Consider the following 14,521-nt stretch of genomic DNA (forward strand, 5'->3'; position numbering starts at 1 on the left):
GGCGTGCGCAGCGGGTCGATACCGCAGTGCCCCTTCCCGAGAGTTCTTCCCCATGAATGCGTCTGTCCGTGCTCCGCGCCTGCAGTCCAAGCTGCTCGGCGCGGTTTCTGTTGGTCTGGCTGTGGTCCTGCTGTGCGCTCTGGCCGGCCTGGCCTCCGCCTGGTTGAAGTTGTCCACCGAGGTTCCACCCGAAGTCGCGCACAGCCGCGATGCCGAACGCCTGCAGCGCGAGTTCCGCGGCCAGGTGCAGGAATGGAAGAACGTGCTGCTGCGCGGCCACGACGACGCGTTGCGCCAACGCCACCTGGACGCCTTCGACAGCGAGGGTCGTCTGGTCGAGCAGCTGGCCAAGGGCCTGGTCAGCAGCCCGGATGCACGCACGCGCGAACTGGCGCAGGCCTTCATCGGCCTGCATGCGCAGCTGCAGCAGGACTATCACGCGGCGCTGCAGGCGTTCGCCGAGGCCAGCTACGATCCCGCCGCCGGCGACAACCTCGTGCGCGGCAAGGACCGCCCGGTGGCAACCGCGCTGGATGCGTTGAGTACGCACGCCACGCAGGTGGCCGAAGCGGCGGTAGCGGCCCGTTCGCAGCAGGCGCGGCAGACGCTGCTGCTGTGCGCGGCGCTGACCGTGCTGGCCGCCGTGCTGCTGCTGATGGGCCTGGGCTGGTGGCTGCGGCGTGCGGTGGTGCAGCCGGTGCTGGCGGTGGAAGCCGCTGCGCGTGCAGTGGCCGCCGGTGATCTGCAGCATGTTGTGCAGGTGCGCAGCCGCGATGAGATCGGTCGCCTCGCGCAGGCCATGCAGGCGGTGCAGTCCACGCTGCGCGGTGTGCTCGATGCACAGGCCACGATGGCACAGGCGCATGAAGCCGGCACCATCAGCCACCGCATGGATGCCAGTGCCTTCCCCGGCGCGTTCGGCACGATGGTGGCCGACAGCAACGCGCTGGTCGATGCGCACATCCAGGTAAAGCTGCGCGCGATCGCGATCATGGGGCGCTACGCCATCGGTGACCTCAGCCAGGACATGGAACGCCTGCCCGGCGAGAAGGCGGTGATCACCGACGCACTGGATACCGCCAAGGCCAATCTGGGCACGATCAATGGCGAGATCCGCCGCCTGGCCGAAGCCGCTGCCAGGGGTGACTTCAGCCAGCGTGGCGACAGCGCGCGCTTCGAGCATGACTTCCGCGCGATGGTCGACGGCTTGAACCGATTGATGCAGACGACCGAACTGAACCTCGGCGAGGTCTCCAGCATGCTGCGCGCGATTGCCGATGGCCGCCTCGGCGCGCGCATGCATGGCGATTTCCAGGGCGTGTTCGCGCGCATCGCCGGCGATGCCAACACCACCGCCGCGCAGCTGGCGACCATCGTCACCGACATCAAGCACGCCTCCGGCAACATCCACACTGCGGCTGCAGAGATCGCCGCCGGCAACAATGATCTGTCGCGCCGTACCGAGCAGCAGGCGGCCAATCTGGAAGAAACCGCCGCGTCGATGGAAGAACTGACCTCCACCGTGCGCCAGAACGCCGAGCACGCACGCCAGGCCAACCAGCTGGCGATCGGCGCGCACACGGTCGCCTCGCAGGGCGGCAACGTGGTCGGCCAGGTGGTGACGACGATGAGCGCGATCGAAACCTCGTCGCGGCAGATCGCCGAGATCATCAGCGTGATCGATGGCATCGCGTTCCAGACCAACATCCTGGCGCTGAACGCGGCAGTGGAAGCCGCGCGTGCCGGCGAGCAGGGCCGCGGCTTCGCGGTGGTCGCCAGTGAAGTACGCACGCTGGCGCAGCGCTCGGCGGCGGCCGCGAAGGAGATCAAGGCGTTGATCGAAACCTCGGTTGAGCAGGTCGGACACGGTGCACAGCGCGTGCGCGAGGCCGGTGACACCATGGCCGAGATTGTGGCATCGGTGCAACGCGTGACCGACATCATGGCGGAGATTTCCGCGGCCTCGCAGGAGCAGAGCGCGGGTATCGAGCAGGTCAGCCAGACCGTGATCCAGATGGATGGCACCACCCAGCAGAACGCCGCGCTGGTGGAGGAAGCCAGTGCCGCCGCACGCAGCCTGGAACAACAGGCGAACCGCTTGATCGACGCGGTGGATGTGTTCGATCTGTCGACCACAACAGCGGCGAAGGACGCGTTGGCGCGCGCGGCCTGATTGATCCGGTTGCCGGCCAGCGGCCGGCACTACCCATGCGATGAGCGGTAGTGCCGGCCGCTGGCCGGCAACCTCAGCGCACGTAATCGCTCTGCGCCATCGCGTCGGCCAGGTAATCCACGAACGAGCTGATCCGCGACGATACGGCGGTGTTGCGGTAGTACACTGCATGGATCGGCTGGTACACATCCAGCGTCTGCCCCGCCAGCACCTGCACCAGGGTGCCGGCGCTGCGGTCGCGATCGGTGACGAAGTCGGACAGGCAGGTGATGCCCACACCTTCCACCGCCAGCCGGCGCAACGTCTCGCCACTGGACACGGCGATATCCGGCCGTACCAGCAGCAGCCCATCCGACTCTCCGGGCAGCGGCCAACGGTTGAGTGATTCCGGCTCGTTGAAGCTGAGCAGCGTGTGCTGGCCCAGTGCGGCGACGCTGGCCGGTTCGCCGTGCCTGGCCAGGTAGTCCGGGCTGGCCACCAGCCGCAGCTGGCAGCGGCCCAGCAGCCGCGCATGCAGGGTGGAGTCGGCCAGCGGGCCGATCCGGATCGCCAGATCGGTGCGCCGTTCGAGCAGGTCGATGTAGCGGTCGGAACTGTTCAACTCCAGCTGCACTTCCGGGTAACGCGCGCGATAGCCGGCCACCAGCGGCGCGATCACGTGCAGCACGAACGGCATCGCCGCATCCACGCGCAGGCGCCCTGCCGGGCGCTCGCGGCGCGCCGCCATCTGTTCCTCGGCCGATTCCACCGCATCGATGATCGCGCGCGCATGGCGCAGGAACGCCTCGCCTTCGGCGGTCAGGTGCAGGCGGCGGGTGGTACGGGTCAGCAGGGTGATCCCCAACTTGTCCTCCAGCCGCCCCAGCGCGCGGCTCACGCCCGAGGGTGTCTGCCCCAGCTGCTCGGCGGCGGCACTGATCGAGCCGCTGTCGATCACCGAAAGGAACGCCTGCATTTCATCTAGAGTGGTCTTCATGTCCCTATTATTGACTGCACGGCAATAGTGATTGACGTGAAGACCGGTTTTTCGGCAAAGGTCGGCGGCGCAGACTGCGCAGCCTCTTCCTCCTGCTGGACCCTGTCATGACCCGTGGCATTCCCCTCGCCCTGCTGGCGTTGACCCTCGGTGCCTTCGCCATCGGCACCACCGAATTCGTCATCGTCGGCCTGATCCCGACCATCGCCGGAGACCTGCAGGTCAGCCTGCCCTCGGCCGGCCTGCTGGTCTCGCTGTACGCGCTGGGCGTGGCCATCGGCGCGCCGGTGCTGACTGCGCTGACCGGACGCGTACCGCGCAAGCAACTGCTGGTGGCGCTGATGGTGTTGTTCACGCTCGGCAATGTCGTCGCCTGGATGGCACCCGGGTATACCTCGCTGATCATCGCCCGCATCCTGACCGGCCTGGCGCACGGCGTGTTCTTCTCGATCGGCGCGATCATCGCCACCGCCGTGGTACCGAAGGAGAAGGCAGCCAGCGCGATCGCCATCATGTTCACCGGCCTGACCGTGGCACTGGTGACCGGCGTGCCGCTGGGCACCTTCATCGGCCAGCATCTGGGCTGGCGCGCGACCTTCCTGGCGGTGGCCGGCCTCGGCGTGGTCGCCCTGATCGGCGCGCTGCTGTTCGTACCGCGCACCCTGCCGCAGAGTCCGCCGGCCAGCCTCCGCCAGCAGCTGGCCGTGCTCGGCCAGCCACGCCTGCTGCTGGTCTATGCGATGACCGCGCTGGGCTACGGTGGCACCTTCCTGGCCTTCACCTATCTGGCGCCGATCCTGCAGGACGTCACCGGCCTTCCGGCCAACGCCGTGAGCCTGGTGCTGCTGGTGTACGGCGTGTCAGTGGCGATCGGCAACCTGTGGGGCGGGCGCATGGCCGACCGCATGGGCCCGGTGCCCGCACTGAAGCGCATCTTCGGACTGCTGGCATTAGTGCTGTTCGTGCTCACGTTCACTGCCTACAACACCTGGTTGATGCTGCTGACGGTGCTGGCGCTGGGTGCGGTAGCGTTCGGCAACGTGCCCGGCCTTCAGGTCTACGTGGTCAAGCAGGCGCAGCGCTATGCACCGCAGGCCACCGACGTGGCCTCGGGCCTGAACATCGCCGCGTTCAACGTCGGCATCGCCCTGGGCGCCTCGCTGGGCGGCCTGGTGGTGGAGCACATCGGCCTGATGCATACGCCCTGGCTGGGCGCGCTGGTGGTCGTGCTGGCCTACGCGCTGACCGTGCTCAGTGGCCGCCTCGACCGCCGCGATGGCGTCGACCACCGCGCCGACGGCATTGCCGCCACCGCGCATTGATCCATGCAATGCACCGTTGCCGGCATGCATACGGTGCCTGTCCTACCCTCTTCCCTCTGCTACTCCCTTCCCCCGTTGGAGCTTCCCATGACTGTCCCCGCTTTCGGTCTCGGCACCTTCCGCCTCAAAGACCAGACCGTGATCGACTCGGTGCGCAATGCGCTGGAGGTCGGCTACCGCGCCATCGATACCGCGCAGATCTACGGCAATGAAGCCGAAGTCGGCCAGGCCATCGCCGAGTCGGGCGTGCCGCGTGATGATCTGTACTTGACCACCAAGGTGTGGATCACCGAGTTCAAGCGCGATGCGCTGCTGGCCAGCCTGCGTACCAGCCTCGAGAAGATGCGCACCGACCGCGTCGACCTGGCGCTGATCCACTGGCCGTCACCGAATGACAAGGTCGACGTGCCGATGGAGGAATACCTGCCGGCACTGGCCGAGGCCAAGGCGCAGGGGCTGACCCGCGAGATCGGCATCTCCAACTTCACCATCGCGCAGACCCGCAAGGCGATCGAGATCCTCGGCGCCGAAGCCATCGCCACCAACCAGATCGAGATCCACCCGTACCTGCAGAACCGCCTGCTGGTGAAGTTCCTGCAGGACAACGGCATCCACATCACCGCCTACATGAGTCTGGCTTATGGCGAAGTGCTGAAGGACCCGGTGATCCAGGCCATTGCCGGCCGTCACCAGGCTACGCCGGCGCAGGTTGCGCTGGCGTGGGCGCTGCAGCAGGGCTTCTCGGTCATTCCGTCGTCGACCAAGCGCGAAAACCTGGCAGCCAACCTGGAAGCAGCGGCCGTACGCCTGACCGACGAAGACATGGCGCAGATCGCCAAGCTGGATCGCGGCCATCGCCTCGCGAATCCGGAAGGGATTGCCCCGGCCTGGGATTGATCCCAACTGGGGTTACGTATCGGAATCGTAGGTGCCGACCATGGTCGGCACTGGCCTCTGGTCAGTCGATGACACATCGTGCCGACCAGGGTCGGCACCTACCCAAGGCAGCGCTATCCCTCGCCTTGCAGCAACCACCCACGCATGGCCGCACTGACCTCGTCCGGCTTTTCCATCGGTGCCAGGTGCCCGCAATCGGGCACCACCACCAGCTGCGAGTGCGGCACCAGGGCGTGCATCTCCTCGCTCACCGCCAGCGGCGTGATGCGGTCGTTCGCACCGCAGACGATCAGCAGCGGATCGCGGTAGCCGGCCAGCACGTCATGGCCGTCGCGGCGCTCCAGCGCGCTCTGGCGCAGGAACACTTCGGCGCCCAACCGCCCGGTCATGTCGCGCACACGCTGCACCAGCACGTAGTCGTCCAGCCGCGAGGCATCGATGTAGCTGCGCATCAACGCGTCACCGAAGCCGTGGAATTTTCCCGGCAAGCGCACGCTGGCACGTTGGCTGCGGCGCTGCTCGGCACGTTCCGGCGAATCGGCATGGATCGAGGTATCGATCAGCGCCAGCTGCAGCACACGTTCCGGCGCGATGCGCAGGATCTGCTGGGCGACGAAGCCGCCCAGCGAGAAACCTGCCAGCGCAAAGCGCTCCGGCGCCTGAGCCAGCACGTCTTCGGCCACGCCCTGCAGGGTTTCACCGCGGGTCTGGTCGCCCACCGTGCAATCGGCGATGTCGGCCAGGTCAGCCAGCTGTGAGCGCCACAGCTCGGCATCGTTGAGCAGGCCGGGCAGTAGCAACAGGGGGATACGGTTGGTCATGGGGGTATTGTCGCGCCATCACGGTGACGGAGCCATGCCGCAACGGGCGGCTGCGTTGTAGAGTCGAGCCATGCTCGACTGCGCCACAGCCAGTCGAGCATGGCTCGACTCTACAGAAAGCAACGACACGGACGCGACCATGGCAGACCCCTACAACAGCGGCTCCCCTTCCCCGCCCGCGCTGCGCTTCGACGATGCGCTGGTCACCACCGCCTTCGAGCTGCCCGGCCATCGCGTCGTGCGCAATCTGGGTGTGGTCCGCGGCATCACCGTGCGCTCGCGCTCGATCGTCGGCAATTTCCTCGGCGGTATACAGACGATCTTCGGCGGCAACATCACCATCTACACCGAACTGTGCGAACAGGCTCGCGAGGAAACCTACCGCGACATGGTCAAGCACGCGCGGCAGCTGGGCGCCAACGCCATCATCGGCATGCGCTACGACGCCACCGATGTGATGACCGGGCTGACCGAGGTGCTGTGCTATGGCACGGCGGTGGTGGTGGAGCCCCTCCGCTAACCTGGCCGTAGAGTCGAGCTTGCTCGACTGCTTCCCGATGGCGACAGTCGAGCAAGCTTGTATGTTCCTCCCGGCTCCTACGAGGTATGTAGGAGCCAGGGTGGAGGGACCGTCAAGCATGCATCTGCGGATACTAGCCGACAGACGAGTCGAGCGATCCCCATCCCGCACACGAACGTCGATAAAGGATCGTACGGCCCCCAAAGGGGATCGTCGATGTAGGCAAGCTAACGTCGGTGCGGTACCACCCCAGCCCCTTAAAGATAGCTGGGAGCCGTACAAATGTCTGATTCTCTCGATATTGGCGTGGACGTGGACTCCAAGGAGTTCGTACCGGCAGTGGCCGACCGCAAGGCCGGCGACAGGATCGCCAACACCCGGGCCGGCATAGCCCAGTGGCTCAACACCTTGCCCCAGCGATGCCGGATTGGCATGGAGGCGACGGGGCGGTACTACGAGTTGTTGGCTCGGATGGCTGGCCAAGCAGGCCACGTTGTCTATGTGATCAATCCACGTCTGATCAAGCACTACGGCCGGGCGACGGGCTCGCGTGGCAAGACGGACGCCATGGACGCCGAAGCGATCGCCCGGTACGTGAAGAAGGAGAACGATCGCCTGCGTGAATACGTACCGCGTACCGACGAGCAGCAGCAGATGCACGATTTGCTGCGCAAGCGGCAGACGCTGGTAAAGACACGCGCGCGCCTGGAGCAATCCTTCGGGGTAAGCAAAAGTGCCCCCGGGGAGCTGTCAGATCTGTTCTGCGCTCTGGCTGGGACGCTGTCCGAGCTGGAAAGCGAACTGCAGCGCTTGGGTCGCGATGGAGAGCATGGCGCGCTCTACAAGCGCCTGTTGACCATCCCTGGTATCGGCCCTGCCGTCGCCGCTCACCTGATTTACTACATGACGCGCTGGCCGTTGGCCAACGCCAACGCGTGGATCGCCTGCACGGGCCTGGATCCCCGGCCCAACGAGTCTGGCGGCAGAACGGGACGGCGTCGGCTGTCCAAACAGGGCGCGCCAGTGCTGCGCCAGATGCTCTACATGGCCGCAATGGGGCTCAAGCGGTGTCGCCGGGGGCAACCGCTCTACGACGAGCTGTCAAAACGCGGTCACCCCAGCACCGCCGTCTTCAACATCCTGGCCAGAAAGCTGGCCAGGATCGCCTGGGGTGTCTTCAAAAGCGGCCGGGACTTCGATCCGGCCATGCTGAAGGTGGGTCAAGCCTGCTTCCAGCAGGCTTGACCGCGAACATAGGATCTCGACTCTACAAGTCCGGTGCCGGCACCTCGACCTGCTGCACCGGCAGGGTCACCATCATCACCGTCGGATCGTCTGGATCCAGCCTGGTCTTGAAGCCCAGGCTCTGGCACATCGCCAGCATGGTGCTGTTCTCGCGCAGCACCTGGCCTTCGACCACGTCCAGGCCCAGCCACTTGGCGTACTCGATCATGATCGCCATCAACCGCCAGCCGATGCCGTGGCCCTTCAGGTCCGAACGGATCAGGATGCCGTACTCGCCACGGTGGTAATCGGCATCAGCGTGCAGGCGTACCGCGCCCAGCATTTCGCCGCTGCGCGGTTCGATCGCCACCAGCGCGATCGAGCGTGCGTAATCGAGCTGGGTCAGGCGCGCGATGAACTCGTGGCTGAAGTGCTTCACCGACTGGAAGAAACGCAGGCGCAGATCCTCGTCACTGACGCGGGCGAAGAACGCACGGAACAGTGCGTCGTCCTCCGGCCGCACCGGGCGCACGAAGGCACGGCCGCCATCGGACAGCTCGATGGTGCGCTCCCACTCCTTCGGGTACGGGAACACAGAGAAACGCGGATGGCCGCGGCCCTTGTGCAGAATGCGCGACGGTGCCACCGCTACGCGGGCATCGAGGGCGAGGATGCCCTTGCCGTCGACCAGCAGCGGGTTGATGTCCAGCGTGCGCACTTCGGGGATATCGGCAGCCAGTTGTGCCAGCTTCACCAGCGCCAGCGCCAGTGCGCGCTCGTCAGCCGCCGGCACGTCACCGTAAGCCTTGAGGATGCGCGAGGCGCGGGTCTGGCCGATCAGCTCATGGGCCAGGCGCAGGTCCAGCGGCGGCAGCGCCAGTGCCTTGTCGTTGATCACTTCGACGGCAGTGCCGCCGCGACCGACCACGATCACCGGACCGAACGTCGCGTCATCGGCGATGCCGACGATCAGTTCGCGCGCCTTCGGGCGGACGATGGTCGGCTGTACCAGCAGGCCATCAATGCGTGCATCCGGCCGCAGCTGGCGTGCGCGCGACAGGATCGCGTTGGCCGCGCTCTGCACCGCCGGCAGCGTGGCCAGGTTGAGGCGCACGCCATCCACTTCCGACTTGTGCGGAATATCCGGCGAGAGAATCTTCAGTGCGACCGTGGCACCGCGCTCCAGCAGCGGCTGCGCCAGATCCATCGCTTCGTGCGCATCGCGCGCATGCATCACCGGCGCGGACGGAATGCCATAGGCCTTGAGCAGTTCATGGGTGGCCAGCGGGTCCAGCCACTGCTGGCCGTTGGCCAGCGCGGCATCGACCAGTGCGCGCGCGGCGGCCGTGTCGACACTGAAATCCTGCGGCAGGCTGGGCGGCGTTTCCATCAACGCGTTCTGCGCTTCGCGGTAGCGCACCAGGTGCTGGAAGCCACGTACGGCTTCGGCCTCGGTCGGGTAGGTCGGGACGCGTGCCGCGTTGAGCGTGGCCGTGGCCTGGTCGTCGTTGCCCAGCCACACCGCGAATACCGGCTTGTCGCGGTGATGGCGCGGGCGCAGGCCGAGTGTGCGGGTGAGCGCCTGCGCCGCGTCCGCCGATGAGGTGAACGCGGTCGGCACGTTCACCACCATCACCGCGTCATTCTCGTTGTCGGCCAGCAGCGCTTCGATGGCCGCGGCATAGCGATCACCATCGGCGTCGACCACGATGTCGACCGGATTGCTGCGCGACCAGCCCTGCGGCAGCACCGCGTCGAGTTTCTCGATGGTGCTGTCGGACAGGTTGGCCAGCGTGCCACGCAATGCGATCAGCTGGTCCACCGCAAGGCGACCCACACCACCACCGTTGCTGAGGATGGCCAGGCGGCGACCGGGGAACGTCCCCAACCGACCCAGCGATTCGGCGGCGGTGAACAGCTCGTCCAGCGCCCCCACGCGCAGCAGGCCGGCGCGGTTGAAGGCAGCACCGTACACATCATCGGCGCGGGCCAGGGCCTGCACATGGGTATCGCGGCTGCCCGGCTGCACGCGCTCGGCACGGCCGGACTTCACCACCACCACCGGCTTGGCACGCGCGGCGGCACGCGCGGCCGACATGAACTTGCGCGCATCCTTGATCTGCTCGACATAGAGCAGGATGGCGCGGGTACGGTAGTCGGTGGCGAAGTAGTCGAGCAGGTCGCCGAAGTCGACGTCCATCGTGTCGCCCAGCGAGACCACGGCGGAGAAGCCGACCGAGCGCGCCACGCCCCATTCCACCAGCGCCGCCGCAATCGCCGAGGATTCGGAGACCAGCGCGAGATCGCCGGCCTGCGGAAAATGTGCGGCGATGCTGGCATTGAGCCGTGCATGCGGTGCGATCACGCCCAGGCAGTGCGGGCCAAGGATGCGCAGGCCGTGCTTGCGCGCCACCGTTTCCACCTGTTCCGACAACGAGCCCGGGCCTTCGCCCAGATGCGCGGTGAGGATGATCGCGGCCTGCACGCCGCGCTCGGCGGCGGTGCGTATCACCTGCGGCACGATCGCCGCCGGTGCGGTGATCACCACCAGCTCGGGCACCCAGTCCAGGTCCTTCAACCGCTTGACCGTGCGGATGCCATCGATCTCGGCGTGTCGCGGGTTGATCCACGCCACCTTGCCGGGGAAGCCGGTGCCGCGCAGGTTGCGCATCACCGCGCGCCCGGCCGAGCGCTCGCGCGGGCTGCCGCCGATCACCGCGACCGACTGCGGACGGAACACAGACTGCAGGTGGTAGGTACTCATGCGCCTACGGTACCCAAAAAAGGGGACGGAGGGGATTAAGTCGTTTGTGCCTCATGTGCCTTAAACGACTTAATCCCCTCCGTCCCCTTTTTGTTCTGCATGCCGACCAAGGTCGGCACCTACCGGAGCACGATGGTTCCGGCTTACAGCAGCGTGCCGTGCAGGATCATCGCGGCGATGCTGAAGTAGATCACCAGGCCCGTCACGTCCACCAGGGTGGCCACGAACGGCGCCGAAGCGCTGGCCGGGTCGAAGCCGAGCCGTTTCAGGATGAAGGGCAGCATCGAGCCGGACAGCGAGCCGAAGGTGACGATGCCGACCAGCGCGGCGCCGATGGTGATCGCCAGCAGGATCCAGTGCTCGCCGTAGTCGTGCAGGCCGCCCAGCTGCCAGATCACGATGCGCACGATGGCCAGGCAGCCGAGAATCGCGCCCAGCACCATGCCGGTGGGCACTTCGCGCAGGGCCACCTTCCACCAGTCACGCAGGCGCAGTTCGCGCAGTGCCAGGCTGCGGATCAGCAGCGAGGTAGCCTGCGAGCCGGAGTTGCCGCCCGAGCTCATGATCAGCGGGATGAACAGGGTCAGTACCACCGCGCGTGCCAGTTCGTCCTCGTAGTGCTGCATCGCGCTGGCGGTCAGCATCTCACCCAGGAACAGCACGCTCAGCCAGCCGGCGCGCTTGCGCAGCATCTCGAAGAAGCCGATCTGCATGTACGGCTTGTCCAGTGCCTCCATGCCGCCGAACTTGTGCGCATCTTCGGTGGACTCTTCGATCAGCGCATCGAGCACGTCGTCGACGGTGACGATGCCAAGCATCTGCTGCTGCGCGTCGACCACCGGAATCGCCAGCAGATCGTGGCGGCGGATCAGCCGCGCCACTTCCTCCTGGTCCATCAGCGCATCCACCGTCACCGGCGGATTGACCTGGGCCACGTCCAGGATCGATTCCTCGGGCAGGCCGGTGATCAGCCGGCGCATGGTCACTACCTGCTGCAGCTGCTGGCTGGCTGGGTCTAGCACGTAGATCGCGTACACCGTCTCGCGGGTGCGCTCGACCTGGCGGATGTGCTGCAGGGTCTGCGCCACCGTCCAGCTGGCAGGCACCGCCACATACTCGGTGGTCATCAGCGCACCGGCAGTGTTCGGTGGGTAGCTGAGCAGCTTCTGGATGGCCTGGCGGGCGTCGGTGCCCAGCAGCGGGATCAGCCGCGCGCGTTCTTCCTCATCCAGCTCGTGGACGATGTCGGTGGCGCGGTCATCGGCCATCAGGCCCAGCAGCGCCGCAGCCCGCGCCGGCGGCAGCGCGGCGACCAGTTCGCCACTGCGGTGCAGCTCCGGCGCTTCGAGCATCTTCACTGCACGCGGCAACGGCAGCGCCGCCAGCGTTTCCGCGGCGCGGGTCAGTTCCAGCGTATTGAGGAATTCCACCGCGTCGGCGGTGTTGTAGTTCGCCAGCGGTGCGGCCAGTGCGGCGGCATCGGCCACCGGGCGCAGCAATTGCTTCTGGTTCATCGGTTTTGCCTTGTGGGGGTGCGACCTCGCGCAACGCCAACGCAGGCAAACCGTCCCGATGTCAGGCGGTGGCCATCGCTGGCGTCGAACAAGGTCGACTTCTACTGTCGCTGGACATGGGTTGGGGACTCCGGGATGCGTATGCCGACGGACGCGCCGCCAGCGGCGGGCAGTCTGGACCCGTGGGCCATGCAGGTCAACCCGGCAGCCTTGCGCAGGGCGCCTGCCCGGCAGGTTGTGCTCGTGCATACACAGGCCGGCGCGCATAATGACGCGGTGGCACTCGCCTCCCCTTCCCCCACCCGAACGGACGCACCGCGGGCTTCTCCGATGACCAGGTATTCCCATGCATAGCGGTGGTCTGGAACTGGCCCTGGTGCTGCTGCTGGCGGCGGTCATCGCCGTGCCGGTGTTCAAGAAGTTCGGCTTCGGCGCGGTGCTGGGCTATCTGGCGGCCGGTGTGGTGCTGGGCCCGGACGGGCTGGGCTTTGTGCAGGACGCCGACCGCATCCTCGGCGCCGCCGAGATCGGCGTGGTGATGCTGCTGTTCGTGATCGGTCTGGAACTGTCGCCGGCCCGCCTGAAGGTGATGCGGCGCTCGGTGTTTGGTGCCGGTGCGGCACAGGTGGCGCTGTCCGGGCTGGTGCTGGGCGGCCTGCTGCTGCTCGACCATTTCCAATGGAAGAGCGCACTGGTGGTGGGCGTGGCACTGGCGCTGTCGTCCACCGCGGTCGGCCTGCAGCTGCTGTCAGAACACAAGGCGATCAACAGCGACCATGGCCGGCTCGGGTTCGCCATCCTGCTGTTCCAGGACCTGATCGCGATTCCGCTGCTGGCGGCCATCCCGCTGCTGGGCGGGGTAAAGAACGAGACCCTGCGCTGGGAAGACGCCGCCGTGGCCCTCGGCGCGCTGGCGGTGGTGATCCTGTGCGGGCGACCGGTGCTGCGCAAGGTGTTCGGCATCATCGCGCGTACCCGCAGCCCGGAAGTATTCACCGCGACCGCACTGCTGGTGGTGCTGGGCACCGCCTGGTTCATGCAGGAGGCCGGCCTCAGCCCCAGCCTGGGCGCGTTCCTGGCCGGCGTGCTGCTGTCCGATTCGGAGTTCCGGCACGAACTGGAAGCGCAGATCGAGCCGTTCAAGGGGCTGCTGCTGGGCCTGTTCTTCATTGCGGTGGGCATGGGCATCGACCTCGACCGCATCGTTGCCGAGCCGTGGCTGATCGCCGCCGGCGTGGCGATCCTGCTGGTGGTCAAATTCAGCCTGCTGTACGTGATCGGGCGCATCGCAAAGCTCAGTTCACGGCACTCGCTGCTACTGGGCAGCGTGCTGTGGCTGGGCGGCGAGTTCGCCTTCGTGGTGTTCAACGAAGCGCAGCGCGCGCACCTGCTGGGCAACGCCAACCATGACCGCCTGGTGGCGATCGTCGGCCTGTCGATGGCGATCACGCCACTGCTGATGATCGCGCTGCTCAAGCTGCTCGGCCAGGAGAAGGCAACGCCGCGCGAGGCAGCCGAGGCCGACAAGGTGGCGCCGGACAACCGGCCGAAGGTGCTGATTGCCGGCATGGGCCGCTTCGGCCAGGTCATCGCGCGCCTGCTGACCGCGCAGAAGGTGCCGTTCGTGGCACTGGAAGCGAACCCCGATACCGTGGCCGACCTGCGCCGCTTCGGCAACCAGCTGTACTACGGCGACCCGACCCGGCCGGAGATGCTGCGCGCGGCCGGCGGCGAGCACATCGATGTGTTCGTGATCACCGTGGACGACCCGGAGACCAACCTGCGCGCGGTGCGCATGGTGCGCCGGTTGTACCCGGACGCGAAGGTGCTGGCGCGCGCACGCAACCGCCAGCATGCGTGGCGCCTGATGGACATGTCGGCTGAGCCGTTCCGCGAAGTGTTCGGCACCAGCCTGGAAATGAGCGGGCGCGTGCTGACTGCATTGGGTGTTGCACCTGAAGTGGCTGAACGCCACGTGCAGCGCTTCCGTGAGCACGACGAGCAGCTGCTGCGCGACCAGTACCTGGTGTACGACGACGAGGCTGCGGTGATCCAGACCTCGCGCGATGCACGCAACGACCTGATGCACCTGTTCGAGGCCGACGCGGAAAGCGACGGCAAGTAGGCGTGCCGACCAACGGTCGGCACCCACCACAGATTGCGGTAGTGCCGGCCGCTGGCCGGCAGCCTCGAAATTCCGGTGGTTTCATGAGGTTGCCGGCCAGCGGCCGGCACTACCCACTGCGGATTCCGGCAGTAGATCCACGCCATGCGTGGATGCTTTGGATTCCGGACACGATCATCCACGCA

General features: G+C 66.8%; 10 protein-coding genes. 6 read left to right on the forward strand and 4 right to left on the reverse strand.

All coding sequences use genetic code 11. The annotated features are described in order from the left end of the window. Positions 1-52 precede the first annotated feature (52 nt). Positions 53-2,173, forward strand: coding sequence for a methyl-accepting chemotaxis protein (locus ACZK2R_RS22765; RefSeq protein WP_125895749.1), 2,121 nt, complete (start codon positions 53-55; stop codon positions 2,171-2,173). Between the two features lie 73 nt (positions 2,174-2,246). Here ACZK2R_RS22765 and ACZK2R_RS22770 read toward each other — a convergent pair whose 3' ends face one another. Next, positions 2,247-3,149, reverse strand: a complete 903-nt coding sequence (locus tag ACZK2R_RS22770) for a LysR family transcriptional regulator (protein WP_125895750.1) — start codon at positions 3,147-3,149, stop codon at positions 2,247-2,249. Positions 3,150-3,256: 107 nt separating this feature from the next. On the opposite strand from ACZK2R_RS22770, the gene ACZK2R_RS22775 reads away from it, so the two are divergent. Both ACZK2R_RS22775 and dkgB read left to right on the forward strand, forming a co-directional pair. Beyond that, complete coding sequence (locus tag ACZK2R_RS22775) at positions 3,257-4,471, forward strand: MFS transporter (protein WP_125895751.1); 1,215 nt, start codon at positions 3,257-3,259, stop codon at positions 4,469-4,471. Between the two features lie 87 nt (positions 4,472-4,558). Continuing rightward, positions 4,559-5,368, forward strand: a complete 810-nt coding sequence (gene dkgB / locus ACZK2R_RS22780; protein WP_125895752.1) for a 2,5-didehydrogluconate reductase DkgB — start codon at positions 4,559-4,561, stop codon at positions 5,366-5,368. Positions 5,369-5,481: 113 nt separating this feature from the next. Here dkgB and ACZK2R_RS22785 read toward each other — a convergent pair whose 3' ends face one another. Further along, positions 5,482-6,189, reverse strand: a complete 708-nt coding sequence (locus ACZK2R_RS22785; RefSeq protein WP_125895753.1) for an alpha/beta fold hydrolase — start codon at positions 6,187-6,189, stop codon at positions 5,482-5,484. A gap of 139 nt (positions 6,190-6,328) precedes the next feature. On the opposite strand from ACZK2R_RS22785, the gene ACZK2R_RS22790 reads away from it, so the two are divergent. Beyond that, complete coding sequence (locus ACZK2R_RS22790; RefSeq protein WP_071228577.1) at positions 6,329-6,709, forward strand: YbjQ family protein; 381 nt, start codon at positions 6,329-6,331, stop codon at positions 6,707-6,709. A 282-nt stretch (positions 6,710-6,991) separates the two neighbouring features. Then, entirely contained in the window at positions 6,992-7,954 is a 963-nt protein-coding gene (locus ACZK2R_RS22795) for an IS110 family transposase (RefSeq protein ID WP_107314971.1), read from the forward strand. A gap of 22 nt (positions 7,955-7,976) precedes the next feature. On the opposite strand, the gene ACZK2R_RS22800 is transcribed toward ACZK2R_RS22795, so the two are convergent. After that, positions 7,977-10,697: a bifunctional acetate--CoA ligase family protein/GNAT family N-acetyltransferase gene (locus ACZK2R_RS22800; RefSeq protein WP_180837875.1), complete on the reverse strand. Its 2,721-nt coding sequence runs from the start codon at positions 10,695-10,697 to the stop codon at positions 7,977-7,979. 143 nt (positions 10,698-10,840) lie between these two features. Continuing rightward, positions 10,841-12,211 carry a magnesium transporter gene (mgtE, locus tag ACZK2R_RS22805; protein ID WP_125893373.1) on the reverse strand — a complete coding sequence of 457 codons (1,371 nt, stop codon included), beginning with the start codon at positions 12,209-12,211 and terminating at the stop codon, positions 10,841-10,843. Positions 12,212-12,557: 346 nt separating this feature from the next. Between mgtE and ACZK2R_RS22810 the strand changes: the two genes are divergently transcribed. Then, positions 12,558-14,336: a monovalent cation:proton antiporter-2 (CPA2) family protein gene (locus tag ACZK2R_RS22810; protein WP_049398672.1), complete on the forward strand. Its 1,779-nt coding sequence runs from the start codon at positions 12,558-12,560 to the stop codon at positions 14,334-14,336. Positions 14,337-14,521 lie beyond the last annotated feature (185 nt).

The sequence above is a fragment of the Stenotrophomonas sp. 96582_Sma genome (assembly GCF_056480905.1).

What these genes read in the sequence shown, in the direction of transcription:
- ACZK2R_RS22775 (WP_125895751.1), top strand. Translation starts at nt 3,257, where the DNA reads ATGACCCGTGGCATTCCCCTCGCCCTGCTGGCGTTGACCCTCGGTGCC.
- ACZK2R_RS22785 (WP_125895753.1), bottom strand. Translation starts at nt 6,189, where the DNA reads ATGACCAACCGTATCCCCCTGTTGCTACTGCCCGGCCTGCTCAACGAT.
- ACZK2R_RS22790 (WP_071228577.1), top strand. Translation starts at nt 6,329, where the DNA reads ATGGCAGACCCCTACAACAGCGGCTCCCCTTCCCCGCCCGCGCTGCGC.
- ACZK2R_RS22795 (WP_107314971.1), top strand. Translation starts at nt 6,992, where the DNA reads ATGTCTGATTCTCTCGATATTGGCGTGGACGTGGACTCCAAGGAGTTC.
- ACZK2R_RS22810 (WP_049398672.1), top strand. Translation starts at nt 12,558, where the DNA reads ATGCATAGCGGTGGTCTGGAACTGGCCCTGGTGCTGCTGCTGGCGGCG.
- ACZK2R_RS22765 (WP_125895749.1), top strand. Translation starts at nt 53, where the DNA reads ATGAATGCGTCTGTCCGTGCTCCGCGCCTGCAGTCCAAGCTGCTCGGC.
- ACZK2R_RS22770 (WP_125895750.1), bottom strand. Translation starts at nt 3,149, where the DNA reads ATGAAGACCACTCTAGATGAAATGCAGGCGTTCCTTTCGGTGATCGAC.
- dkgB (WP_125895752.1), top strand. Translation starts at nt 4,559, where the DNA reads ATGACTGTCCCCGCTTTCGGTCTCGGCACCTTCCGCCTCAAAGACCAG.
- ACZK2R_RS22800 (WP_180837875.1), bottom strand. Translation starts at nt 10,697, where the DNA reads ATGAGTACCTACCACCTGCAGTCTGTGTTCCGTCCGCAGTCGGTCGCG.
- mgtE (WP_125893373.1), bottom strand. Translation starts at nt 12,211, where the DNA reads ATGAACCAGAAGCAATTGCTGCGCCCGGTGGCCGATGCCGCCGCACTG.